Source organism: Stieleria sedimenti (genome assembly GCF_025060895.1).
In the GTDB taxonomy this organism is placed as follows: Bacteria; Planctomycetota; Planctomycetia; order Pirellulales; family Pirellulaceae; genus Stieleria; species Stieleria sedimenti.
The window spans coordinates 42147-65826 of the sequence record NZ_JANZKV010000034.1; the positions used below are offsets into that span (position 1 = coordinate 42147).

Consider the following 23680-nt stretch of genomic DNA (forward strand, 5'->3'; position numbering starts at 1 on the left):
CCATGAACCGAGACGAAAACGAACCGTACGCTTCCCCGTTGCTCGATCCCTCCCACGTCGATCCGCTTCGGGATGTCTATCACGAGGCCATCGTCGACAATCCCGAGCGGCAGGAATTGCTGGTCGAGGGGCACACGGCGCTGCTGTGCATCGATATCCAGTACCTGGACGCGGCACGAGGGCACGGAGTCTTTCGTGATGCCGAAAACAGCGGCGTTCCGTTGGAGGCCCAGGAATACTATTTCGACCGACTCGACCGGCTGGTGCTGCCAAACGTGAGACGGTTGCAGGATGCGTTCCGCACTCGCCAATTGGAAGTGATTCACACGCGTATTCAGGCACTGACACGTGACGGTCGTGACCGCAGCAAAGGGCATCGCCGGTTGGGATTGCTGGCCGCACCGGGGTCACGTGACGCGGACTTTTTGGAGATGGTGGCGCCGGACGAAGAGCGGGACGAGATTGTGATCAACAAAACGGCCAGCGGAGTGTTCTCGTCGACCAATCTGCATTATGTCTTGAATAACATGGGGATTGAGTCGCTGATGGTCGTCGGTGTGTACACGAACGAGTGCGTGGAAACGACCGTCCGCGACGCCTGTGACCTGGGATACTTGGTGACCGTCGTCGAAGACTGCTGCGCGACGGTGACGCCGGAGTTGCATGAAGCGTCCTTGGCGACATTGTGCGACCGCTACGCCCGCGTGGCGCGTTTGTCGGACGTCTTGAAGACCATCCGCACGGCGCTGCCCTCAGAAACACCGGTGGATGCTTGACCCACACCACGGATTGCGAACCCGCTGCAGCACGAAACGCGGTGAATTGCTGATCGAACGAAGAGGTTGTTGCCTGACCGCGGTGCGTCCGCAATCTGGCAGCATGCCGCCGTCATGGCACACTCGACGATCGGAACGATCGATTACAATCGGGCCTGTCAGGCATTCGATGCCCTTCGATTTCGCAGTTCCCCCCTCGCGACCGAATCATGCATTTTTCCACCAAACTGATCGCGATCGCTGCGTTTGTGGCCATCGCATTGATGCAAACGACGCCGATTGATGCGGCCACGGCACGCCCGAACCTGGTCTTCATCATCGCCGACGACTGCACCTTTCGTGACATCGGATGTTATGGCGGCCAGGCGCACACGCCCCACCTCGATGGCTTGGCCGAACAGGGCATGAAGTTCACGCGCTGTTTTCAGGCCGCGCCGATGTGCTCGCCGACCCGACACAACATTTACACCGGTCTGTACCCGGTCAAATCGGGAGCGTACCCGAACCACACGTTTGCCGAGCAAGGGACGAAAAGCATCGTCCACACTCTGAAACCCTTGGGGTATCGCGTCGCATTGTCGGGCAAGACGCACATCGGCCCGAAAGACGTTTTTCCCTTCGAGTACAGCGGCAAGAGCAACAACCCCGACATGGAAGCGGTCGATCAATTGCTTTCCCAGTGCGGTGAGTCTTCCACTCCGTTTTGTTTATTTGCCTGCTCCAATGAACCGCATTCGCCCTGGAACAAGGGCGACGCCTCACGCTATCCGCCGGAACAAGTGGAGTTGCCGCCGTATCTGGCGGACACTCCCGTGATGCGGGAAACCTTCAGCCGCTATCTGGCCGAGATCACGTATTATGACAGCCAAGTCGGACAGATCTTGGAATTGATCGACAAGCACAAGATGCGTGACAACACGCTCGTTGTGGTGGTATCCGAGCAGGGCAATTCGTTCCCCTTTGCCAAGTGGACGTGCTACGGCAATGGGCTTCAGTCGGCAATGATCGTTCGTTGGCCGGGTCACGTGAAAGCCGGTTCGGTGACTGATGCGATGGTGGAATACGTCGACGTGGCGCCGACGTTTGTCGAAGCCGCCGGAGGGACGCCTGCGGACGTCTTGGACGGCAAGAGCTTTGTGCCCGTACTGACCGGCCAAGCCGACACGCACAAAAAGTTTGCTTACGGCATCATGACGACGCGAGGCATCATCAATGGCAGCGATGCGTTCGCCATCCGCACCGTGCGAGGTTGGCGTTATCGGTTGGTTTGGAACCTGAACCACGAAACGAAGTTTACCAACGCCTGCACCAAGGCAGACTACTTTCAATCCATGATCCAAGCCGCTCAGGCCGGTGATGCCCGAGCAGCCGAACTGGTCCAAAAGTATCACTACCGACCCGAGTTTGAGCTGTTCGATTGTGAAACCGATCCCTTGGAAATGAATAACATTGTCGACGATCCTAAATACGCCAAAATCGTGTCGCGATTGAAGGGCGAGTTGACCGATTGGATGAAATCGCAAGGTGACCAGGGAATCCAAACCGAGCTCGACGCGATCCTGCATCAAGGCAGGTACAAAGGCATGTCCCGCGAGGAAGCTTATGAAGCCTATCGCCAACGGGAAAAGAAGGCAAAGCAAGGGGATGGGAAACGAGCCAAGGGTAAGAGACGCAACACCCGATAGGTCGATTGGGGTGGGTGGCGTTTGGCTTTCGTCTTCGTAGGTGAGGATTGATGATGAAACAGCTTGCGATTGGGACTGCGGTTTTTTGTTTTGCTTTGGCTTGTGTTGTGAACGCGGAGGCTGACGCGGAGCAAGCCAAGCCGCCACAGTTCTTCGTGGCTCCGATCGAAACCGAAGTGCAACGTCGAGAGATTTCGGGTGGGGCGAGAGCGTATGCGGTTGTCAACTGCAACGCGTTTCTGGTTGGCTCTCAATTTGACCCAGATGCCTTTGACACCACGTCGCTGGTGTCGGAATTGCGCACGCTTGCCGATGCGGATGCTGGTCCGTTGAAACTGATGGTGCGATTCCACCGTGGCGGTGACATCGCAAGGCCGACGCGATTGGAGATCAAAAACCATCTCAAGCAGCTTTGCGAACTAGCCGGTTTCGGATCGGTCAACGCAGTCGAGATGGATACATCGGTCAGCTGGGACGAATTCTACGAGCCGCTGAAAGATTGGAACGAGACCAAGTCGGTGATCGAGACGGTGAAGAAAGATCGGCTGGTCAACGTCTACCCGCTTGGCACGAAGCTGTCTCGGATCGCAATCGGTAATGCCGACTGTGTGGTTGAGATCAAGCAACCCATTGATGGTCGGCAGAAGGATTTGTCACCAGAACTTCAGTCGGCGATTCGCGGTGCGATTGAATCCGTTGGACCAGGGTTGAAGAAGGAGAAGGTCCTTTTCCGAGTGCAAAGTACGGACGCCGGCAGAGAGCTGGTGGAACAGATCTTTGATGCCCGGCGTCCGCCGGTGATTCCGGAGAACGTGAAAGATGGTCCGCTGTTTGATTTCCTTCAGTCTCAGCGAAAACAATATCGTCCCTCGCCGGCGATGAAGCTGGCGCGTGAATTGGGATTCGAACAGATCAGCTACGCCCATTCGCCGGGAGGTGGAGCGCCGGAGAAATTGATGGGGCATCCGGTTCCCAATTTCGAGTTGGATCGGGTGGGCGGTGATCGTTTGGAACTGAGACGGTTTCTTGATGGACGGCCAGGTTTGGTGACCTTCTGGGGCGTTGCTTGCGGACCGTGTCGCCAAGAGGCCCCACATCTCACCCGATTGCATCAAAAGTACAGCGACAGTTTCGCAGTCGTCGCGGTCAACGGATATGACGAGGCGTCTGACGCGGTAGCCAAGTTTGCGAGGCAGAACAAGCTGGAGCATCCGATCGTGGTCGGCGGTGGGGAGGTCGCTTCGAAAGCCTACTTCGTCGGTGCTTACCCGACGACCTTCTTTGTCGATCGCAACGGAACGGTGGTCGATTACAAGGTGGGATTCGATTCCGCGGAAGAACTCGAACGCCGCATAGGTGAGTTGGTCGATCGTACTCGGAAAAGCGGTCTCTGAAGGCTAGACACCAACGATTGCTCCATGCCGTGTTGTTGGCGTTTTGGTGAATGGCCCGATTAACACGGATCGGTGGCCAGGTAGGCCTTCATCACTTTGGCGACTGCGGCGACGGATGCCCGTAGTTTGGTCACGCACTCGGCGGCTTCGTCGAAGGGGCCCTCGTCTTGGACCGACCTCAATTCCTCCGCGATTTCAGACGTTTCTGCCGCGCCGACGCTGCGTGACGCTCCGCAGAGTGTGTGTCCGGCGCGCCGCACGCCTTCGCCGTCGCCCGCCAAGATTGCTGATTCGATCTGCGACAACAGCATTTCGCTTTCGTCCAGATACATGCCCAGCAATTCACGCAACAGTTCGTCATTGCCGGCGACCATGGTGCGGACGGGCTCTAAGTCATAATGGTCCACTTTTTCGGCGGTGCAGTCGGCGTCTGGTTCGGTTTCAGTTGAATCGGTTTGGGTGGCGGACGAATCGGCGTCAGCGGTGAGAGCGACATCCGCATTGACCGAACCCTGACTCAGCGAATCCTCGGTGGCGGATTCATCGGTCGGTGCGTCGCCGGCGGCGGGAGACTGGAGGACTTTGAGGAGTTTTTCTTTGAGGATGCTGATCCGAATCGGTTTGGCAACGTACTCGTCCATCCCGACTTCGAGGCATTTTTCCCGGTCACCCTTCATGGCGTGTGCGGTCATGGCAATGATAGGAATGTGGCCTCCGGATTTCGTTTCGATTTCACGGATCGCTTCGGTGGCGGCGAATCCATCCATGACGGGCATTTGGACGTCCATCAGCACGACGTCGAAGTGATCGTTTTGGAATGCTTCGACCGCCTCGGCGCCATTGTTGGCCACGGTCACTTGATGACCGAACCGGGTGAGCACACCGATCGCCAGTTTTTGATTGATCGCGTTGTCTTCGGTCAACAGCACTTTAAGGTGACCGATTGATTCGTGAATGGGCTCACTGAAATCGTAGTCGGGCGTGTCTTCGGGTGCCGTCACGCCCAAGGTTCGCACGATCGCATCAAACAATTCGGATTGCTTGACGGGTTTCATCAATCGTTCAGAGATGTCCAGTCGATCGCGCAGTGCGTCTTCGCCCTCGCGGCCGCCACTGGTCAAAATGATGATCGGCGTGTCAGAAACAGTTGGGTCTCGCCGCACCTGTTCGATAAAGTCATACCCGCTCATTTCGGGCATGTGCACGTCACTGACGACCAATTTGCAAGGTTCGTTGCGTTGCTCGGCTTCACGTAGCAATTCGAGTGCGGATTCTCCGGAGTCGGCGAGGACGGGGACCATCCCCCAGTTGCCGAGCATTTCCTGGAGGATCTTTCGGTTGGTCGTGTTGTCATCGACGACCAGGACTTTCGAGCCGCCGACGTAGACGAGTCCGGTCGTCGCGTGGGCTTCGGTGCCGTTGGGGGCCTGACGCAGATGGATGTTGAAGGTGAATTGGCTGCCTTGGCCGACTTCGCTGTCGACCGAGATCGCTCCGCCCATCAAACCGACCAGGCGGGACGAGATGGCAAGCCCCAGTCCGGTGCCGCCGAAGCGGCGTGTGACCGAGGTGTCGGCCTGTTCGAATTCTTCGAAGATCGCATTGCAGCGGTCTTCCGGGATCCCGACTCCGGTATCGCGGACGCACAGTTGCAATTCCAGTTCTTCGTCGGTTTGCGAGACGAGCTCGACTTCGACAAACACTTCGCCCTGTTCGGTGAATTTGATGGCATTGCCGACCAGGTTGACAATGATTTGGCGCAGGCGTCCGGGGTCGCCGCAGAGGTAGCGTGGGATTGCGGGATCGACGCGGAAGGCGAGTTCCAAGCCTTTCGCGTGAGCCTTCAGTCCCAGCGTCTTCATCGTATCGCCGAGACTTTCGCGGAGATCGAAGGTTTGCGATTCGATCTCAAGCTTGCCCGCTTCGATTTTGGAGAAATCCAGGATATCGTTGATGACCGCCAGCAGCGATTCGCCTGATTCTTGGACCATGGACAGGAAGTTGCGTTGGGTTGCATCCAGGCGTGTGTCCAGCACCAGGTCGGTCATGCCGATGATGGCGTTCATCGGCGTGCGGATTTCATGGCTCATGTTGGCCAGGAAATCGCTTTTGGCCCGATTGGCCTTGTCCGCCACCTCCTTGGCCTGCATCAGTTCTTTTTCGAACTTCTTTCGTTCGGTGATGTCGTGTCCGATTCCGACCACGCCGATGACTTCGCCGTCGGGGCTGCGGAGCGGTACTTTGGTCGTCAACAACCAGAGTTCTTCGCCATGGTCTCCGTGGTGTGACTCTTCGCGGTCCAGCAACGGTTCGCCGGTCCGCATGACGTTTTGATCGTCCGTCACGTAGTTACACGCCATTTCCGGAGGTGAGTAGTCGTAGTCCGTTTTGCCGATCAGATCATCGGCGGATTCGAGCCCCAGCAACTGAACGAGAGAGGCGTTGGCGGTGATGAATCGGCCCGCTCGGTCTTTGACGTAGATCAAATCGGGGACGTTATTGATGATCGTTTTCAGCAGGTCTCGTTCGCGAGAGAGTTCCTCTTCGGCTTTCTTTTGTTCGGAAACGTCGCGCGAGATCCCGAAGGTGCCGACGATCTCACCGTGCAGGTCTCTCAGCGGAACCTTGGTGGTGCTGCACCAGGTGTCCTCGCGATCGGTGTAGGTTTCACGTTCAATCTTGGCCAAAATGGTTTCGCCGGTTTCCATGATGCGACGTTCATCGGCGAGCGCTTCCCGGGCATGTTCGCGGCCGAAGAAGTCCGCATCGGATTTGCCGATCGCTTGTCGAGGATCATCCAGGCCGAGTTTCTTGGCGCAGCTGCGGCTGAGTCGAATGAAGCGGCTGTCACGATCCTTGAAATAGACGGCGTCGGGAACGGTATCGAGCAGGATGGAGAGCAAGAATTTTTCGTACTCGACCTGATGCTCGGCGTTCTTCTGATCGGTGATGTCCCAAAACATCACCTGGATTCCGACCACTTCGCCGCTGACGTCGTGAACGGGCGCCTTCCAGACTTCGACGTGTTTCAGGTTGCCGCCGGAATCTTGGTGGCGTTCGACATTGTGGTGCAGTTTGCCGGATTCGATCACCTGCCGGTCGTCAGCCAAGTATTTCTTGGCGAGGTCTGCGGGGAATAGATCGAAGTCGGTCTTCCCAACGATGGCGGGGGCCGAGACACCCATCACTTCGCAGGCCAGTTCGTTGGCGTATTGCAATCGACCACGCAGGTCTTTGCGTAGCACGCAGAGCGGAAGACTTTCGACCAGCGAATGATACACCGCCTCTGAGTCTCCCAGCGATCGGCTGAGATGTCGTTGTTCAGTGATGTCGTGACTGGCACCGAAGAGCAGCGGTTCCTGAGCGAGGTCAGGGGCCAAGAGGACCGTTTCATGGATCCAGACCGTGGTGCCGTCGGCGACCGCCAGTCGGTAGTCGTATTCCGCCTGTTCCGTTTTTTCCAAATCCCTCCAGATCCCGGCAACGACGGCTCGGTCGTCAGGATGGATCAGCTCGAGCCGCGCGTTGGGATTGGCGAGTAGTTCGTCAGCGGATCTGCGAAAAACCGTCGCCGAGGCGGGATCGATCCATTGGAACCGTGGCTCGTCCGAGGACGCGGTCCATCGGCACTCGCTGGACCGTTGCAACAAACGCTCCGGGATGGCAGGAAATGTGCCCGAATCGAGTTCAGCGTTGTTTGAAGCACTTCCGATTTCTGCATTTGCCATGGCGTCTAACCAGCAAAGTGGGGGACGACTCGATTTAACTCCATCATAGCCGCTTCAGTCCTAGATGGCGGGCAAATACGGTCCGATCGATCGAGCTGCCCAAGAAAAGCTGGACCTGGACCGGATGATGAGTAATCATGGTGCGGATTGCCAAAATACCATTTCTGCAATGAAGAGCCACACAACGATGATGCGATCTTGGAGGCCTGCCGCGTGCCGGCCGATGTTCCTGTTTGTCTTGCTACTGACCGTGTCGATCCCTGCCGGCTATGCAGAGGACACTGCCGCGGACACTGCCGCATCGTCCGATGACACCGCCGATGCGACGGTCAAATTGGATGGCACATTCGAAGCCATCCGACAATTCGAAGTCACCGCGGACAACGAGCATTTGACGGATTTGGTGATCGAGCGAATCGTCCCCTCCGGGACGAACGTGACCGACGGGCAGACGCTCGTCTGGTTCGAAACCGAACCGCTCGATGACAAGATTCGAAGCGCTGAATCAGATCTCGCGATCGCCCGACTGGAGTTGAAATCTGATGAGTTTGCCAACGAGCAGTTTCTGAAACAACAATCGCTCGACAAAGCCAAGGCACGGCGGACTCGGGATGAGGCGCAACAGAATTACGACAACTATCAACGGGTGGACCGCGAGCGGGCCATCAAGCAGGCGAAGTTCTCGCTCGAGTCCTCCCAGTTTGCGCTCGAGAGTGCCACCGAAGAGTATCGGCAACTCGAACAGATGTACAAAGAAGACGACTTGACCGAAGAGTCGGAGGAGATCGTGTTGCGTCGGGCCAAGCGGGCGATGGAGTCGGCCCAATTCTCACTCGATCGCGCCCAGCTTCAGCATGATCGAACCATCAAACAGTCGATCCCCCGCGACGACGCCAATCAAGAAGAAGCCTTGGCACGCGCCGTCATCGAGTATGAAAAAACTCTCCACGCGATGGGCATCGATAAACAGAAACGCGAGCTCGAATTGCAACGCAAACGCATCAAGCTGGAACAGCAGGCAGAAAAGTTTGACGAGATGCGAGCCGAGCGGAAGAAGGTCGTCCTGAAGTCAGGGCTGGACGGAATCTTCGTTTACGGAACCGTCACGCGGGCCAAGCTGCCGGCCAAACCGGTCGAACTGAAGAAGGACACAAGTGTCAGCGGTAAACAAGTGATCGGCACGGTGCTCGACCCCGCCAAATTGCAGGTGCGTGTCGAATTGCCCGAAGCGCAATTGAAAGCGGTTCACGTCGGGGACCGTTGCAAGATCGTTCCCAAGGGAATCGCCGATTCGGAGCTGGACGGTGTCGTCAAATCCATCGGAATCGTGCCCCTGACCGCCGGGAAGTACGACTGCATCGTTTCCCTGCGTGGCAAAGCCTTGGCCGACGTGCTGCCGGCGATGACGTGTGAGTTGCAGTTTCCTCAGGCGAACCCAAAGGCTGCCGACGGCGCCGAGAACAAGGACGAAGCAACGAAATGAGATGCTTGTCGCGACGTTGTTTCGTTGCCGTAGCAGTCTTGATGCTGTTGCAGGCGGAAGGTCATCCCCAAGAAACGGTTCGGATCGGGGACGAAGTCCGACCGTTGCCGGTGGTCGAGCCGACCGAGCCGGAGGAGTTGCAGGCCGCGATTGAACGTGGCGTCCAATTCTTGATCGACGACCAGAACCCCAACGGGTCCTGGGGGTCGCCGACGAAGACCAAGGGGTTGAACATTTACGCGCCCGTTCCCGGTGCGCACCACGCGTTTCGCGCCGGAACGACGTCGTTGGCACTTTCGGGATTGCTGGAAGTCGCCCCCGATGACCCCAAAACCCAGACGACGATTGACCGCGCCGAAGCGTGGTTGTACGAGCACCTCGGATCGCTCCGCCGAGCCAGCGGCGACGCGATCTACAACGTCTGGGGGCACGCCTATTCGATCCAGGCACTCGTCCGGTTGCACGGGCGACATGCCGGCGAGACCGAGGCTCAGGAAAAGATTGTCGCAATGATCCGCGATCAATTTGACATGCTGCAGCGCTACGAATCGGTGGACGGCGGCTGGGGGTACTACGATTTCAGGTACCAGTCCAATCAGCCCACATCGAGTTCGATCAGTTTCGTCAACGGCGCCGTGCTCATCGCCTTGGCCGAGGCGCGAGAAATCGGAGTGCAGCCCCCTAAGCGAATGGTCGATCGAGCCATTGCGGCGACCAACCGTCAAAAGAAGTCGGATTTCAGTTACCTGTACGGCGAGTATCTCAAGGACCGGCCGGCACGCGAAATCAATCGTCCGGGCGGCAGTCTGGGTCGGACACAGTGCTGCAACGCCGCGCTCCGGGCCTGGGGTGACAAGACGGTGACCGATGACGTGATCAAGACGTGGCTGTATCGCTTGTACGTCCGCAATGGCTGGCTGGACATCGGACGCAAACGGCCGATTCCCCACGAGTCATGGATGCAAGTCGCGGGGTATTTCTACTACTTCGGACACTATTACGGAGCCGTGTGCTTGGACCAATTGCCCGCCGAACAACGGGCGCCCTATCAAGCGATGTTGGCGAAATTGATCTTGGACCGTCAAGAAAAGAACGGGTCGTGGTGGGATTACCCGCTGTACGATTACCACCGTCCCTACGGCACCGGGTTCGCGCTGATGACGCTGCATCGGTGTAAGGCCGTCGAGGGGGAGAGGGCAGGAAAATAGCGGGCAGAAAAATAGGGCGGACGAAGAGAGACAGGAATATGGGTGACAAGAAAATGGTGTAGGAGCGGATGAGGCTCGATGGCCAAATGTGTCTCAGCAGGCCTGAATCGGACAGACTACATTTTCTTGCCCCCCCTTTATTGTCCGGTTTCACACCCCTGTTTTTCTGCCCACCCTTTTTCTGCCATCCCGTCCCCGGCGACGATCATTAAAGATTCAATTCAACGGCGCGATGCTGGGCGGCGGATTGATAACAAGCATCGACCAGTGCCATTGTGGCCAGGTTGTCTTCGCCGCTGAGGGCCGGATCGACTCCGTTTTCCAACGCCACCAACAATTCGGCCATCGGTCCCAGGAACGCATCGGGGAACCAGACCTCGTCCCAGCGCGGACGGTGCCAGGTGCCAGTCGATGTCGTGCTGTACTGAAGTGTGCTGGGCGTCCGCTGGGGATACTTCGGCCACCCGATGTCGCCGAGCGCCAGGCCTTGGGTGCCTTCGACGCGATAGGTGATGCCGATGGCCTCGGCGGCCCCCTCGCGGACCGGTCCGGCCCAGACGTCGTCACAGATCATGCAGCGCAAGCCCGATGCGTATTCCAAGATGTACAGCCCGATCCCATCGGTGTGTTTGAACTTGGTGCGTGGATCGGTACGAAAGCTGGCATAAACTCGCTGCGGATTGCCGAACCAAAAACGCATCGTGTCCAAATGATGGATCGACAAGATTCGGCACGTGACCCAGCCCTGTCGTTCTTGCCAGGGCATCCAGTGGGGGATCGCACGGGTGTCGATTGTTGCCAGGACCGGATCACCTAAATCGCCCCCTGCGATCAGGTGTCGACAGGCTCGAACGGATTGGTCGTAGCGCATGTTTTGGTTGACACACAGGGTCATGCCGGCCTCGCGGCACAATCGAACGATCTCTTTGGCTTGATCGAGACAAACGCCGAGCGGCTTTTGTGCCAGGATGCCGCGGATCTGTGTGTGCCGGACGACTTCGCGGACGACGTCCAGCAGGCAGTCGGGAGGGACGGCGATGTCGACGACTTCGACGCGTGGGTCCTGGAGCAATTGTTGGTAGTTTGGATACACCGATTCGATCGAATGCTGTTGGGCAACCTGGCGGGCAGTTTCGATCGTTCGCGAGCAGATGGCGATCGGTTGCAAGCCGGCGGCGCGATAGGCGACCAGATGACAATCGGCCATGATGAAGCCCGCGCCGATGCAGCCGATGCCGATGTCCAGCCGGTCGGGGAGCGTGGGCAGGTAGTCGAGCGTTTCGGAGGCGGACGCTTCGGAGGCGGGGCGTTGCGGCATCGATGGATTACTCGTCCTGAAGCGACTTGGCGCTGGCGTCGTGGTTGGGGTCCAAAAATGCCGCTTCCGCGGTGTCCGTGTCGAATCGCTTGATGCCGATCTGTTTGATCGCCGAGTCGTCCAGGCGATCGATCGGCGTGTAGCGGGGGTGGTGCGAGTCCTTGTAGGGGTCGTTGGATTTGGCGTTGTAGCAACAAATCATCGACCAGCGAGGATTGGCGGATTTATTTTGGTCGCTGCGATGCAACAGATTGGAATGAAAGAAGAGCACGTCGCCGGGATCCATTTCGACATGGATCAATTCCATGCGTTTCAGGATTTCTGCGACACGCTCGACATCCGCACCGGCCTGGTCGCCGGTCAATTGATGATGGATCCTGCCACAGTGATGGGAGCCCCGGATGACTTGCAAACAGCCGTTCTCCCGCGTGGCCGGGTCCACGGCGATGAAGGCGCTGACGAGGTTCGGTGTCAACACGCCGTTGGCGTACCAGTACCCATAGTCCTGGTGCCAAGCCCAGGCGCCGCCGACGTGGGCATCCTTCATGATCATTTTGGAATGGTAGTGATACGGCTCGTCGTTGAGCAGTTGTTCGGCGGTGTCGACCATTCGATGGCAGCGGGCGAAGGCACCGTAGATCCCTTGACCGGGGTGATTCCATAGCGACAGCCGAACCGTCCCGCCTTCACCATCGGCGCGACCGAAGGCGTGATCATCAAGCTGTTTGTCTTCCCGGGCCGAGCGATGCAACAGGTCGATCTCTTCGGCATCGAATAATGATTTGCGAAGCAGAAAACCGTCGCGTTGGTAGTGTTCACGATCGAGTTGGGAGATCGGTGTGGACATAGGAGACGGGGGATGGGGAGAGTGGAAGACAAGGCGATGGGGACGGACCGTGTAGGATAACAAACTCGGGGAATCCCATTGCGTTTCCGATCGGCTGGTGCTCTGTCCGGACCTAAAAGTTGCCGGAGCGTTAGACGCTTGAGCGGGCGAACTGAAGGATTTGCGGGGTGTTCAGTGCACCGGTTTGGCGGGCGATTTCGGATCCGCGGCGGAACAGGATGATCGTGGGGATTCCCGAGAGCGAAAACTGTGCCGCGGTTTGCGTGGCGGCGTCGGTGTCCAGCTTGGCGAGGATGAACCCCGGCGACAACTCCGCGGCGGCTTCGGCGAACGAAGGGGCCATCATTCGGCAAGGGCCACACCAAGACGCCCAGAAATCGACGAGGATCGGGACGTCGGATCGCGACACGAACTTGCCGAACGATCGATCGGTCAACTCAACCGGGGTGGCGGGCAACAACGGGGTTTGGCATTTGCCACAGATCGGTCGGTCATCGATCCGATCGCTCGGAACACGATTGACGGCGAGACAGTCGGAACAAACAAGACTCAGTGGAGGTGCAGTCATGGCGATCGAGTTTGAAGGTTGGTGTGGGACGCGGCGTCACCACATGTGCATTTTATGTGCCGCGCGCGGTCGTGTGAAACTTGTGCAGAGTTGAATAGGCTGCCGTGTCAACGTAGGGCATGCCGTGCATGCCACCAGGCCGTCAGCCATCGTCCAAGGCCTCCCTTATGCCAGAACGTAAGCCCACCAACGCTGGATGGAAACGGCACTCTGCGAATGCGATACCAAGGCGGCAGGGTCCCCACATTCGAAACGCTACACGATCGGGAAATGGCACAACTTTTGCAATTCGACACAAACAAAGAAGTGCACCTGCCTGTCTGCCAAACGGTGCACCGAAAGAGAATACCTGTACCACGTCTGTTTAAATTGAGGAGAGAGAGATGGGACTTCTAACACGACACCGTTCTAGCTTTCCAACGGGCATTGATCGGATGCGAGATGAATTCGATCGCGCGCTACAAAACTTCTGGGGCGGGACCGGCGATTTTGAAAGCATGCTCCCGGCCAGCGAATGGCAGCCGAGCGTTGATATCTCGGAAGACGATTCGGCGCTGAAGGTCAAAGTCGATCTGCCGGGGATCAAACCCGAAGACGTCGAGATCAGCGTTAGCGATGAGCGGTTGACGATCAAGGGCGAGCGGAAAGAGGAAACCGAAGACGACAACAAGGAAACGAAAGTGCATCGCATCGAACGCCGTTACGGATCGTTCTATCGCAGCATCGCCCTGCCTCCGGGCACCAAGGCCGATGATGTGGTGGCCGAAGCCGACAACGGTGTGATCACGATTCACTTGCCCAAGGGCGAAGCGACCAAAGCCAAGCGGGTGGCGGTAAAAGCCAAGTAGGGTTGCCGCGTGAGCGTCGTCGAGTTGCTCGCCAGCGAGCAACTCGACGGACGTACGCTAAATCGACATCTCGACGACGCTGTTTTGTTCGCTTTGAGACAGCGGTTCGATGCTGGACAGTTGGCCGTCCAGGACGTCCAGATCGGCATCCGAGGCGTCATCATCGCGGGCGATCCGGTCGCTGATGCGTTGCCGCAGCGTTTGCTCCTCGGCGTGGCAGTTGAGGATCCCGAAGGTCGCCGATTCGCGGTTCGCCAAGGTCTCGAACATCTGGCGGTCGTCGCGTCGCAGAAATGTCGCATCGACGACGACCGAGTGGCCGGAACGGAGGATGCAACGCGCCATCCGACGCAACCGTTCGTAGGTCGCGTGATTGGCGACTTCACAATACAGTTCGCGTTGTTGCCGTTGGTTGGGACGGTCGGTCGGCTGCATTCCGAAATGTCGCTTGCGTTCGATGTCGCTGCGGAGTCGGATCGCACCGTGCCGCTGGACGACCCACTCGCTGGCGGTGGTTTTTCCGCTGCCGCTGACGCCGTGGGTGATCCACAATGCGGGGCGATCACGCAAGGAGAACCGATAGGCCAGTTCGATGTGGTGCTCGCAATCCTGCATCGCGGTGGCCCGTTCGGAATCGGATAGACCGGGTTGCGACGCCCGCATCACCGCCACCTTGGCACGGATCATCGCACGATAGACCAAGTACCATCTCAGCACGACGAGTGACGCATGGTCGCCGGTGTGTTCCAGGTAGGCATTGATGAAACTGTGCGACAGATCCATGCGGTCACGGGCGGCAAAGTCCATCGCGGCAAACGCCGCGTCGCTGAGCACATCGATCCAGCGAAACTGATCGTTGAACTCGATCCCGTCAAAGGGGATCAAGCGGTCGTTCCAGTGAACGATATTGGCCAAGTGCATGTCGCCATGGCATTCGCGGATGAACCCGTTGGCGACTCGTTGGACAAACACGCGACGGTGTTGTTCAAAAAAGGTGCCGGTCCAATCGCCGAGCACGCGTAGGATTTTGGCCGACGGACCCGTGACGGCATCTTTAAGCGCGGCTAGGTTGTCGGTCGCGTTTTGGTAGATCAAGTCGATCGATCCGAGCCGTTTTCCATCGGCATCATTGGGCAGTCGTTCGGCCGAACGGTGAAACTCAGCAACACACTGGGCTAATTCGAACACTTCGTCGGTCGTCAGCTTGCCGGCATCCAGTCGTTCACTGAGCAGCGAGCCGGCCGGAAACCGCCGCATTTTGACGGCGTATTCCACCGCCGACCCCGTGCCTTCCACCACAGGTTTTCCGCCGCTCCAAGTCAGCGGGACGACGTCCAGGTAAAGTTCCGCAGCGAAGCGTCGATCCAGGCGGAGTTCCTGTTCGCAAAACTGTTTGCGTTTTTCGAGTGATGAGTAATCCAGGAACGCGGTGCGAATCGGCTTTTTGATCTTGTACGCAAAATCGCCGACCAGAAAGACCCACGAAATGTGGGTCTCGTGCAACTCCACGTCATCCGCTTGGGCCTCCGGATAGGCCTCGGGGTTGCGAAGACCGTTGATCAATTCTTCGCTGGATGGGCCGTTTGCGGTCGCGGTGGCGTCGGCGTGACTCATTGTCCTACCTGTTTGGGTTGCGTAGCACGGACCGCGATTGTGTCAAGCAACCTCGTTCAATCGACGGATCCGTTTTGTCAAGTCATCGGCAACATGCATGTTTCGATCGACTGATCATCTTCGCTGATGTGAACCGGGGATTCAAAGCCTTCGGGTTTGAGGGCGAGTATGGAACTGTTCAACTGACAGAGCAGGTTTTCGGCCGTGTTACCGATCAGGAATCCGGCCACGCCGGTCCGGCAGACCGTCCCCATGACGACCAAGTCGGCTTCGATGTCTTGGGCGACGGCGAGGATGTTGGGGGCAGCGGGACCGCGACGCAGATGGACCTGGATGTCGTCGGCGTCGGCGAAGGGTTCATGCAACAGTCGATCCAGCCGTTTGCGAACCTTGGCTTCGCGTTTGGCCAATGCGGCATTGACTTCCTCGTCGCCGGCGCGTCGCCGCAGGGCGTGTTCCATCCACATGTCCCAGACGCTGACGACGTGCAGTTTCGCGCGGTCACGCAAGGCGATCGCGTACGCCAACTCGAGGATGTTGTTGTTCAAGTTCAAATGGGTTTCGTCATCGGCATCCAGGTCGATCGACGCGAGCACCTGTTTAAACTCGGGGTGGATCAGCGGTTTGAGCACCCAGACGGGACAGGGGCAGACACGCAGCAGCGATCGAGCGATGCTGCCGAATAAACGCCCCGTGGCCGAGACTCCGTCGGCCGTCTTGATGACCAAGTCGTGTCCGCCGGTGAGCACGCGTTTGGTGATTTCCTGTGCCGGATCGCCACAACAAACAAGGATCTCCACGGTGAGACTTTCTCGACAAAATTGATTCGCCAGTTGGACCAGCTTTTGCCCACGGTCCTCGATCATCAGGTGTTCAATTTCTTCGTGACTGGCCCCATGCGCCACCAGACCGATCGCACCAGGCAGCGGCTTGACCACATCCATCAGCGTGACCACCGCCTTGTTCTCCTTGGCGATTTCAAAAGCCCGTTGAATTGCCGTCTCGGGATCGTTCGTTCCCGCGTAGACCAAGATGTTCTTAAATCGTTGCATTGCAGATTCCTAAGAGTGGTTCTACCTCTAGGTTTGCATGATTTGTGCCAAAATCAATCCACGACGGATTGCCAAGAGTTTGCCGGGGGAGGCGCGCTTATTGTCGCGCCTGTGCGGAATTGGCGCGGAGGCTTGAGGCCGAATTCAGCGACCTACTTGTCGTAGCACGGGCGTGATGGGGGACCGTGAAGCCGAAGATGCAGGCTGGGCGTGGTGGTGTTGGACAGAATTTCGGCCGGCTTGACCCCTGCGCGGCGACGGTCGACCACGGGGGGAATCGAGCGCCGGCGCGATGGTATGCACATTGCACGGCGTTCTTGTGGTTCTCCCCCAAACTTCAACCCCGGTAGGCACGATGAGTACGGCAGCAGAATCCGCCACGGACCTGATTCGCTGGTTCGACCAAGTCGGGATGGGCGACGTCGCCGTGGTGGGCGGCAAGAACGCTTCGCTGGGCGAGATGTATCGCGAATTGACATCCCGCGGCGTGCGGATTCCCAACGGGTTTGCGACCACGGCAGCGGCCTACCGGCGTCATTTGTCCGAGAGCGGGTTGGACGACAAGATCCGACAGATCTTGAGCGGGATCAACTACCGGGACGTGGGGTCGCTTCAACACCACGGCAGGATTATCCGGCACATGATCTTGGACACGCCGCTGTCGGACGACCTCTCCCACGCGATCGTCAGGGCCTATCACGTGTTGTCCAGCGGTCGTGGTGAATTGGCCGACGTGGCGGTCCGCAGCAGTGCGACGGCGGAGGATTTGCCGGATGCCAGTTTCGCCGGCCAGCAAGAGACCTATTTGAATGTTCGCGGTCAGGCATCGTTGTTGGACGCTTGTCGTCGTTGTCTGGCGTCGTTGTTCACCGATCGTGCCATTTCGTATCGCACCGACCAGGGTTTCGACCACATGCAGGTCGCGTTGTCGATCGGCATCCAGCAAATGGTGCGATCGGATCTGGCCACGTCGGGGGTAATGTTTTCGATCGACACGGAGACCGGTTTTCGTGATGCCGTGCTGATCAATGCCGCCTACGGGTTGGGAGAAAACGTCGTCCAGGGAAGCGTCAATCCGGACGAATATTATGTGTTCAAACCGACGTTGCGGACCGGACACCGTCCGATCTTGAAGCGAACGCTCGGATCGAAAGCCATCAAGATGGTGTACGACATCGGTGGCAGCAAGATGGTCAAGAACGTTCCGGTGTCGGACGACATGGCGAAACGATTCGCGTTGTCGGACGATGACATCTTGCAATTGGCGCGATGGGCGTGCGAAATCGAAGACCACTACAGCAGTGTTCGCGGTTCGTTTTGCCCGATGGACATGGAATGGGCGAAAGACGGCATCACCGGCGAATTGTTTATCGTGCAGGCCCGTCCCGAAACGGTCCAGTCGCGGCGATCAGCCAACGCGCTGCAGCGTTATCACCTGAAAGCGGAAGGTGTGAAGCTGTTGGAAGGACGTTCGGTCGGAGAGAAGATCGCCTCGGGACCCGTTCGGCTGATCCGCGATGTCCATGAGTTGTCGCAGTTCCTTGACGGCGAGATTTTGGTCACCGACAAGACCGATCCGGACTGGGAACCGGTGATGAAACGCGCCGCGGCGATCATCACCAATCGCGGCGGACGGACCTGCCATGCGGCGATCGTCAGTCGTGAGCTGGGATTGCCGGCGATCGTCGGCACCGGCGACGCCACCGACCGACTTCGCAACGGCCAAATCGTCACGATCAGCTGCGCCGGCGGAGACACCGGCGTGGTCTACGAAGGCGAGGTGCCATTCGAAATGGAAACGATCGACCTGGGATCAATCGGGCGACCGCAAACCAAAATCATGATGAATGTCGCGACGCCCGACGAAGCATTTGCACTCTCGGCGATCCCCAACGACGGTGTGGGATTGGCGCGGGAGGAATTCATCATTTCCAACTACGTCAAGGTGCATCCCCAGGCGTTGTTGGATTACGAGCAACTGGATCCCGCGACGCGGGCCGCGGTCGATCAAGCCACCCAGGGGTATGACGACAAGCCGCAGTTCTTTATCGATCGCCTGTCCGAGGGCATTGCGATGATCGCCGCGGCGTTCTATCCCAAAGACGTGATCGTTCGGATGAGCGATTTTAAGACGAACGAGTACGCGAACTTGATCGGGGGACGCCGATACGAGCCGAGGGAAGAGAATCCGATGATCGGATTTCGCGGCGCCTCACGTTATTACCACGAGAGTTTTCAAGCCGCGTTCGCACTCGAGTGCCAAGCCGCGCTGCGGGTCCGCCGCGACATGGGGCTGAGCAATGTCAAGCTGATGATCCCGTTCTGCCGCACCATCGAAGAAGGCAAAAAGGTGCAAGCGGAAATGAAAAAGAACGGATTGGTGCGTGGCGAAGACGGCTTAGAAGTCTACGTGATGTGCGAAATCCCCAGCAACGTGATCCTGGCCGACCAATTCGCCGAGATCTTTGACGGTTTTTCCATCGGCTCGAACGATCTGACTCAATTGACGCTGGGCGTGGACCGCGATTCGGCGATCGTGGCGCATGTCTTCGACGAGCAAAACGAAGCGGTCAAGCGGATGATTTCCAGCGTGATCGCTGAAGCGAAGCGTTGCGGTCGCAAGATCGGCATCTGTGGCCAAGCGCCCAGTGATTTCCCCGAGTTTGCCGAATTTCTGGTCCGCCAAGGGATCGACAGCATGTCGTTGACCCCGGATTCGATTCTGAAAACGACCGTTCACATTCTAAAAGTCGAAGGCTCTGGTTCCTGACAGAATGCGTGGCGGAGGTTACAACAGGAGCGTTGCTGAACCCCTTCTGTGAGATTTCCATGACCGACGATTCACGAGCTCTGTTTGACCGACTCGGTGGCACCGCCGCCGTCGCAGCGATTGTTCAGGAGATGTACGCTCGGGTCCTCGACGACCCGGAATTGGCGCCGTTTTTCGAGCACGCCTCGATGGACCGGTTGCAGACGATGCAGTTTCACTTTCTGGCATCCGCCTTTGACGGGCCGGCCGAGTATTCAGGGGCCGACTTGACCCGGATTCACGCCGGTCGCGGCATCACGGCGGTGCACTTCGCAAAATTCTGTGGGCACTTTGCCGATGCCATGGAAGATCACGGGGCATCCAAACGCGACGTCGATGACGCCTTGGGGCGACTGGCGCTCTACAAAGACAAAGTCACCGGCGACGCCAACGTCGATGGCTAGCCGCTCCCCGGCGACGGGTCACTCGACCACGCTCAAGGGAGCCTCGGATTCGTTGCAGCTGAATCGTTCCAGCAGGCGATAGAGTTTTCGTCGGTGAATGCCCAACACGCGAGCCGCCTTGGCCTTGTTGCCATTTTCTTTGGCCAACACATACATGACGTGCGCTTTGGCGATGTCGTCAAGTTTTAGCGAATCGGGCTTGAAGGCGGATTCGGGATCGCGGCTCTCCGCCGCCTCGGGGGCACTGGCCCGGTCGGTGGTGTGACGTTCGACATCACCATCGACGCAATCGGCGATTTCTGAGGGGAGGTCATCGAGGGTCACGTCGTGGCCATCGGCCAGGATGGTGGCGCGCTGGATCACGTTGATCAGCTGACGCACGTTTCCAGGCCAGGCGTAGCGGTTGAGCGCGTCTCGGGCGGCCTGGTCGACGTGCCAGGGGACCGGCAAGTAGTGATCGACCAAACGGTCCACGTCGCCTTCACGTTCGCGCAACGGCGGCAGTTCCAGGGAAAGGACATTGACCCGATAGAACAAGTCCTCACGGAAATTCCCCGATTCGACTTCTTTGGTCAGATCTCGGTTGGTCGCCGCAATGATCCGGACCCGGACAAAACGTTCCTTGTGCGATCCGATGCGTCGCATCGAACCGTCTTCCAGGACACGCAGCAATTTGGGTTGCAACGAAAGCGGCAACTCGCCGATTTCGTCGATGAAGAGTGTGCCGCCGTCGGCGATCTCGAACAGACCGGGTTTATCTGACGTTGCGCCGGTGAACGAGCCTTTCTGGTGGCCGAACAATTCGCTTTCGACCAACTGCTCGGGCAGCGCGGCGCAGTTGATCGTGACAAAGGGTTTGTCGGCAAGCTTGCTGTTTTGTTGGATCGCCCTGGCCACCACTTCTTTGCCGGTCCCGCTTTCACCCTGGATCAGCACCGGCTTGTCGGTCGGGGCCACCTTCTGCACCATCTTGACGACCTGTCGCATCGACGTTGATTCGCCGACGAGCTCCAGGGCGGGCCGGCTGCGCGAAATGATCGCTTTGAGTTGTTTGTTTTCGCGACGCAAACGGCCGCGATCCCGAGCCAACATGCAGTGGTGTTCCAAGTCGCCCAGCGAACATGGCTTGGTCAAGAAATCGCAGGCGCCCAGCTTCATCGCCGAAACCGCCGACTCGATCGTCCCCTGGCCGGTCAAGATGATCACTTCCATCTCGATCTTGTCCTGCTGCACTCGCTGCAACAACTCCATCCCAGACATCCCCGGCATGTTCATGTCGAACACGGCAACGTCAAAGCTGTCTTGCGCGCACAGCTCTAACGCTTCGGCACCGCTCGCCGCGGCGCTGACGTCATGACCCTTCCGCTCCATCCAACGGGCGGAGGTTTCGCGGAAATCATCTTCGTCTTCAACAAGCAGGAGCTTGATCGGTGAATTGGACATGGTGGCTTGCTGGACTCGTTGGCAAGGTTTTGCGGGTGGGTAATCAGGTGGAACGATCAATCATGCCAAACCCTTGGCATTCCGTTTGATCGGTCCCATCGGCTGGATACCATCGATCACCGGGCGTGCATAATTGCACACTCGTGACGAGAACGCACGGCCAAAGCGCGTTTTTTGTCTCGACGGCAGTCGACTCGGGAGTCCCGCCTGGCGTATTCCCGAGCTGGTGTCGGCTCGCGAGGAAACACAAGGTGATGGCTGGCTGGAATCAAATTCAGTCCGATCCGGTTGGATTCGCGGACTAAACCGGAGCGATCGTTGATTCTGATGGGCCGTTCCACTTTTCCAGTGTCTCCTCGACGCGTTTCACGCAGGGGAGCCAGGCTCCCGGTCGACACGACGCTGTGATGCAAACAGCGGACCAAGTGGGTTGGAACAGAGATGAGGCCGGCTGAAACGGCCCGTCCATCGCGCCCTGATGCTCCGCAGCGAAACGCATGCCCCAACGAAATCGCAGCGAACTCGGCGTGGCGCGACGCCGCGCGTGACGGATCGGCGATCCGTCCCAGGGCGGTGGAACGTCCGCGGTCGAGCGGGGCTCAGGGGGCGGGCGCCCAGGATGGTGGCGCCGCAGCGGCGCGGGTCACTCTAGGTCAAACTTGATGCCGCCGACAAACGTGGCGCACAGGTTGTAGAGCAGCGCGCCGATGATTCCGCCGATGAATCCGGCGATCCCGTAGAATAACGGCATCAGGATGATTGCTCCGATGCCGCCGATCAGGCCTGCCAGCGCGTCGCCTCCCTGTGCCGCCATCCCGGCCAGTGCCATCAGGGTGACCAAAGCGCCTGCGATCAAACCGATGAAGGCGTACAGCACGCCCAGCATGGTTCCACAGGACATGACGTCCAGCCGTTTCAACGTGACGGTCCGACGCGTTGGGGTGACCGATTGAGCGACGTTGGGCGTTTCGTAGGGATTACCGGTTGACATGTTGGGATCCTTGACCAAAACGGTCGGTTGGAAGAGAGAACGAGCACGCGCAACTAAGGTAACGTATCGGATCCATGTGGGTGGGAACACGCTCAGGAATCAAGGCGTCAATCGAGTGTTCCGTCTAGGTTTTTACCGTCTAGGTTTTACTTTCCGGTTACGCCGACCGGAGGGCTGGCGGGCTGCCGCTCACAAAAACTGACGTGTCGGTTAGTCTCGATTTTGGGAGACCAAATTCGCCCGACCGACCAGCAGCGGATCGACCGTGCCGATTCGATCCTGGTCTCGATTGGCGTAGGGGATGGTGTTCAAGACGAATCGCATCGCATTGAGTCGGGCGCGTTTCTTGCAATCCGACTTGACGACCGTCCAAGGGGCGTCATAGGTGTCTGAATAGAAGAACATCGCTTCTTTGGCGCGGGTGTAATCGTCCCATTTGTCCAGGGACGCGAGATCGACCGGCGAGAGTTTCCATTGTTTCAGCGGATGGGCTTCACGCTCCTTGAAACGTCTCCGCTGTTCGTCTTGGCTGACCGAGAACCAGAACTTGATCAGCCAGGTGCCGCTGCGGACCAGGTTTCGTTCAAAGTCGGGAACCTGCCGCATGAATTCCGCATATTCATCATCGCTACAGAATCCCATCACGCGTTCGACACCGGCGCGGTTGTACCACGATCGGTCAAACATTGTGATTTCGCCGGCGGTGGGTAGATGTTGGATGTAGCGTTGAAAGTACCATTGTCCGCGTTCGGTTTCGCTCGGTTTCTCCAACGCGACGACGCGTGCACCACGGGGGTTGAGATGTTCCATGAAGCGTTTGATGGTTCCACCTTTTCCTGCGGCATCGCGGCCTTCAAACAGGAGGACGACTTTCTCTTTTGATTCCTTGACCCAGGCTTGAAGTTTGAGCAGTTCGACCTGCAGTTGGTACTTTTGTTTTTCGTAGTTTTTCCGCGACATCAAGTTGCGATAGGGGAAGGCACCGTCGCGCCAACCGCTGGCGAGCTGGTCGTCGGGGCTGCCGCGGCGACCCGCGGCGCCGGGGCGTGCTTTTTTGAGCAAGGCATTGCGCAGCACGGTGGCGTCTTCGGGGGAGGCGCCGTCGATGATCACTTCCAATGTCTTGGCCAGCGTGTGCACGTCATGCGGTGGCGTCGTCTCGATGATGTCGCGGACCGCGGTGATTTTGCTCTGCTGGGCCGCGGCGACCGATTGGTCGACTTCGAAGGCCTCCAGCTCGTCGGGGGACAGCGACGGTGAGGTGTCGCCCTCAGCGACCAGGCGATTGCGACGTTTGGATTTCTTTGGGGATTTCGTCTTCGTGCGACTGCTGCCGTTTTTCGACGGTTTGGCGGGTTTTGGCGACATTTCCGATTCGGAGGTGCAAGGGGCGGACAGGCGGGCGCGAGGCACGGCGAAGAGTCGACTCTTGTAGCATAGCACGTGCCAAACGATCGATGGATTCCCGGCGCCGAGTTGCCAGAGGCGCTGTGGCATGGGCGCTCGCTGGTG

17 protein-coding genes are annotated in these 23680 nt (G+C 58.4%); 8 read left to right on the top strand and 9 right to left on the bottom strand.

Annotated features, from left to right (window positions below; translation table 11 throughout):
• Positions 1-2 precede the first annotated feature (2 nt).
• From NZK35_RS04765 to NZK35_RS04775, 3 genes are all read left to right on the top strand, one after another.
• The gene (locus NZK35_RS04765; RefSeq protein WP_259631452.1) at positions 3-776 is read left to right on the top strand and encodes a cysteine hydrolase family protein; all 774 of its coding nucleotides are present in this window, start codon (positions 3-5) and stop codon (positions 774-776) included.
• Positions 777-985: 209 nt separating this feature from the next.
• Positions 986-2461 carry a sulfatase family protein gene (locus NZK35_RS04770; protein ID WP_323379610.1) on the top strand — a complete coding sequence of 492 codons (1476 nt, stop codon included), beginning with the start codon at positions 986-988 and terminating at the stop codon, positions 2459-2461.
• 50 nt (positions 2462-2511) lie between these two features.
• Positions 2512-3855: a TlpA family protein disulfide reductase gene (locus NZK35_RS04775; RefSeq protein ID WP_259631453.1), complete on the top strand. Its 1344-nt coding sequence runs from the start codon at positions 2512-2514 to the stop codon at positions 3853-3855.
• Positions 3856-3914: 59 nt separating this feature from the next.
• Here NZK35_RS04775 and NZK35_RS04780 read toward each other — a convergent pair whose 3' ends face one another.
• Positions 3915-7583 carry a PAS domain-containing protein gene (locus NZK35_RS04780; protein WP_259631454.1) on the bottom strand — a complete coding sequence of 1223 codons (3669 nt, stop codon included), beginning with the start codon at positions 7581-7583 and terminating at the stop codon, positions 3915-3917.
• Between the two features lie 169 nt (positions 7584-7752).
• Here NZK35_RS04780 and NZK35_RS04785 point away from each other — a divergent pair, with 169 nt between their 5' ends.
• Entirely contained in the window at positions 7753-9066 is a 1314-nt protein-coding gene (locus NZK35_RS04785) for an HlyD family efflux transporter periplasmic adaptor subunit (protein WP_259631455.1), read from the top strand.
• Positions 9063-10274 (top strand): prenyltransferase/squalene oxidase repeat-containing protein, encoded by a 1212-nt coding sequence (locus NZK35_RS04790; protein ID WP_259631456.1) that lies wholly within the window; start codon positions 9063-9065, stop codon positions 10272-10274. The genes NZK35_RS04785 and NZK35_RS04790 overlap by 4 nt, the downstream gene beginning before the upstream one ends.
• A 208-nt stretch (positions 10275-10482) precedes the next feature.
• On the opposite strand, the gene NZK35_RS04795 is transcribed toward NZK35_RS04790, so the two are convergent.
• The 3 genes from NZK35_RS04795 to trxA all read right to left on the bottom strand — a co-directional run bounded on the left by NZK35_RS04795 (position 10483) and on the right by trxA (position 13007).
• Positions 10483-11592: a Gfo/Idh/MocA family protein gene (locus NZK35_RS04795; protein ID WP_259631457.1), complete on the bottom strand. Its 1110-nt coding sequence runs from the start codon at positions 11590-11592 to the stop codon at positions 10483-10485.
• A 7-nt stretch (positions 11593-11599) separates the two neighbouring features.
• Positions 11600-12439, bottom strand: a complete 840-nt coding sequence (locus NZK35_RS04800; RefSeq protein ID WP_259631458.1) for a phytanoyl-CoA dioxygenase family protein — start codon at positions 12437-12439, stop codon at positions 11600-11602.
• Positions 12440-12569: 130 nt separating this feature from the next.
• Complete coding sequence (gene trxA / locus NZK35_RS04805) at positions 12570-13007, bottom strand: thioredoxin (RefSeq protein ID WP_259631459.1); 438 nt, start codon at positions 13005-13007, stop codon at positions 12570-12572.
• A 434-nt stretch (positions 13008-13441) separates the two neighbouring features.
• Between trxA and NZK35_RS04810 the strand changes: the two genes are divergently transcribed.
• Complete coding sequence (locus NZK35_RS04810) at positions 13442-13855, top strand: Hsp20/alpha crystallin family protein (protein ID WP_259631460.1); 414 nt, start codon at positions 13442-13444, stop codon at positions 13853-13855.
• A 57-nt stretch (positions 13856-13912) separates the two neighbouring features.
• Here NZK35_RS04810 and NZK35_RS04815 read toward each other — a convergent pair whose 3' ends face one another.
• Together NZK35_RS04815 and NZK35_RS04820 are read right to left on the bottom strand one after the other, a co-directional pair.
• Positions 13913-15469 (bottom strand): bifunctional aminoglycoside phosphotransferase/ATP-binding protein, encoded by a 1557-nt coding sequence (locus tag NZK35_RS04815; RefSeq protein ID WP_259631461.1) that lies wholly within the window; start codon positions 15467-15469, stop codon positions 13913-13915.
• A gap of 77 nt (positions 15470-15546) precedes the next feature.
• The gene (locus tag NZK35_RS04820) at positions 15547-16521 is read right to left on the bottom strand and encodes a universal stress protein (RefSeq protein ID WP_259631462.1); all 975 of its coding nucleotides are present in this window, start codon (positions 16519-16521) and stop codon (positions 15547-15549) included.
• Between the two features lie 355 nt (positions 16522-16876).
• Between NZK35_RS04820 and ppsA the strand changes: the two genes are divergently transcribed.
• Both ppsA and NZK35_RS04830 read left to right on the top strand, forming a co-directional pair.
• On the top strand, positions 16877-19291 hold the full coding sequence (ppsA, locus tag NZK35_RS04825; RefSeq protein ID WP_259631463.1) for a phosphoenolpyruvate synthase: 2415 nt from the start codon (positions 16877-16879) through the stop codon (positions 19289-19291).
• A gap of 59 nt (positions 19292-19350) precedes the next feature.
• Positions 19351-19734: a group I truncated hemoglobin gene (locus NZK35_RS04830; RefSeq protein WP_259631464.1), complete on the top strand. Its 384-nt coding sequence runs from the start codon at positions 19351-19353 to the stop codon at positions 19732-19734.
• 18 nt (positions 19735-19752) lie between these two features.
• Here the strand turns inward: NZK35_RS04830 and NZK35_RS04835 are convergent, their stop codons facing one another.
• The 3 genes from NZK35_RS04835 to ppk2 all read right to left on the bottom strand — a co-directional run bounded on the left by NZK35_RS04835 (position 19753) and on the right by ppk2 (position 23665).
• Positions 19753-21177, bottom strand: coding sequence for a sigma-54-dependent transcriptional regulator (locus NZK35_RS04835; RefSeq protein WP_259631465.1), 1425 nt, complete (start codon positions 21175-21177; stop codon positions 19753-19755).
• Positions 21178-21820: 643 nt separating this feature from the next.
• Positions 21821-22168, bottom strand: coding sequence for a hypothetical protein (locus NZK35_RS04840; protein WP_259631466.1), 348 nt, complete (start codon positions 22166-22168; stop codon positions 21821-21823).
• Positions 22169-22378: 210 nt separating this feature from the next.
• Positions 22379-23665, bottom strand: a complete 1287-nt coding sequence (gene ppk2 / locus NZK35_RS04845) for a polyphosphate kinase 2 (RefSeq protein ID WP_259631467.1) — start codon at positions 23663-23665, stop codon at positions 22379-22381.
• Positions 23666-23680: the final 15 nt, after the last annotated feature.

What these genes read in the sequence shown, in the direction of transcription:
- NZK35_RS04765 (WP_259631452.1), top strand. Translation starts at nt 3, where the DNA reads ATGAACCGAGACGAAAACGAACCGTACGCTTCCCCGTTGCTCGATCCC.
- NZK35_RS04770 (WP_323379610.1), top strand. Translation starts at nt 986, where the DNA reads ATGCATTTTTCCACCAAACTGATCGCGATCGCTGCGTTTGTGGCCATC.
- NZK35_RS04775 (WP_259631453.1), top strand. Translation starts at nt 2,512, where the DNA reads ATGATGAAACAGCTTGCGATTGGGACTGCGGTTTTTTGTTTTGCTTTG.
- NZK35_RS04780 (WP_259631454.1), bottom strand. Translation starts at nt 7,583, where the DNA reads ATGGCAAATGCAGAAATCGGAAGTGCTTCAAACAACGCTGAACTCGAT.
- NZK35_RS04785 (WP_259631455.1), top strand. Translation starts at nt 7,753, where the DNA reads ATGAAGAGCCACACAACGATGATGCGATCTTGGAGGCCTGCCGCGTGC.
- NZK35_RS04790 (WP_259631456.1), top strand. Translation starts at nt 9,063, where the DNA reads ATGAGATGCTTGTCGCGACGTTGTTTCGTTGCCGTAGCAGTCTTGATG.
- NZK35_RS04795 (WP_259631457.1), bottom strand. Translation starts at nt 11,592, where the DNA reads ATGCCGCAACGCCCCGCCTCCGAAGCGTCCGCCTCCGAAACGCTCGAC.
- NZK35_RS04800 (WP_259631458.1), bottom strand. Translation starts at nt 12,439, where the DNA reads ATGTCCACACCGATCTCCCAACTCGATCGTGAACACTACCAACGCGAC.
- trxA (WP_259631459.1), bottom strand. Translation starts at nt 13,007, where the DNA reads ATGACTGCACCTCCACTGAGTCTTGTTTGTTCCGACTGTCTCGCCGTC.
- NZK35_RS04810 (WP_259631460.1), top strand. Translation starts at nt 13,442, where the DNA reads ATGCGAGATGAATTCGATCGCGCGCTACAAAACTTCTGGGGCGGGACC.
- NZK35_RS04815 (WP_259631461.1), bottom strand. Translation starts at nt 15,469, where the DNA reads ATGAGTCACGCCGACGCCACCGCGACCGCAAACGGCCCATCCAGCGAA.
- NZK35_RS04820 (WP_259631462.1), bottom strand. Translation starts at nt 16,521, where the DNA reads ATGCAACGATTTAAGAACATCTTGGTCTACGCGGGAACGAACGATCCC.
- ppsA (WP_259631463.1), top strand. Translation starts at nt 16,877, where the DNA reads ATGAGTACGGCAGCAGAATCCGCCACGGACCTGATTCGCTGGTTCGAC.
- NZK35_RS04830 (WP_259631464.1), top strand. Translation starts at nt 19,351, where the DNA reads ATGACCGACGATTCACGAGCTCTGTTTGACCGACTCGGTGGCACCGCC.
- NZK35_RS04835 (WP_259631465.1), bottom strand. Translation starts at nt 21,177, where the DNA reads ATGTCCAATTCACCGATCAAGCTCCTGCTTGTTGAAGACGAAGATGAT.
- NZK35_RS04840 (WP_259631466.1), bottom strand. Translation starts at nt 22,168, where the DNA reads ATGTCAACCGGTAATCCCTACGAAACGCCCAACGTCGCTCAATCGGTC.
- ppk2 (WP_259631467.1), bottom strand. Translation starts at nt 23,665, where the DNA reads ATGCCACAGCGCCTCTGGCAACTCGGCGCCGGGAATCCATCGATCGTT.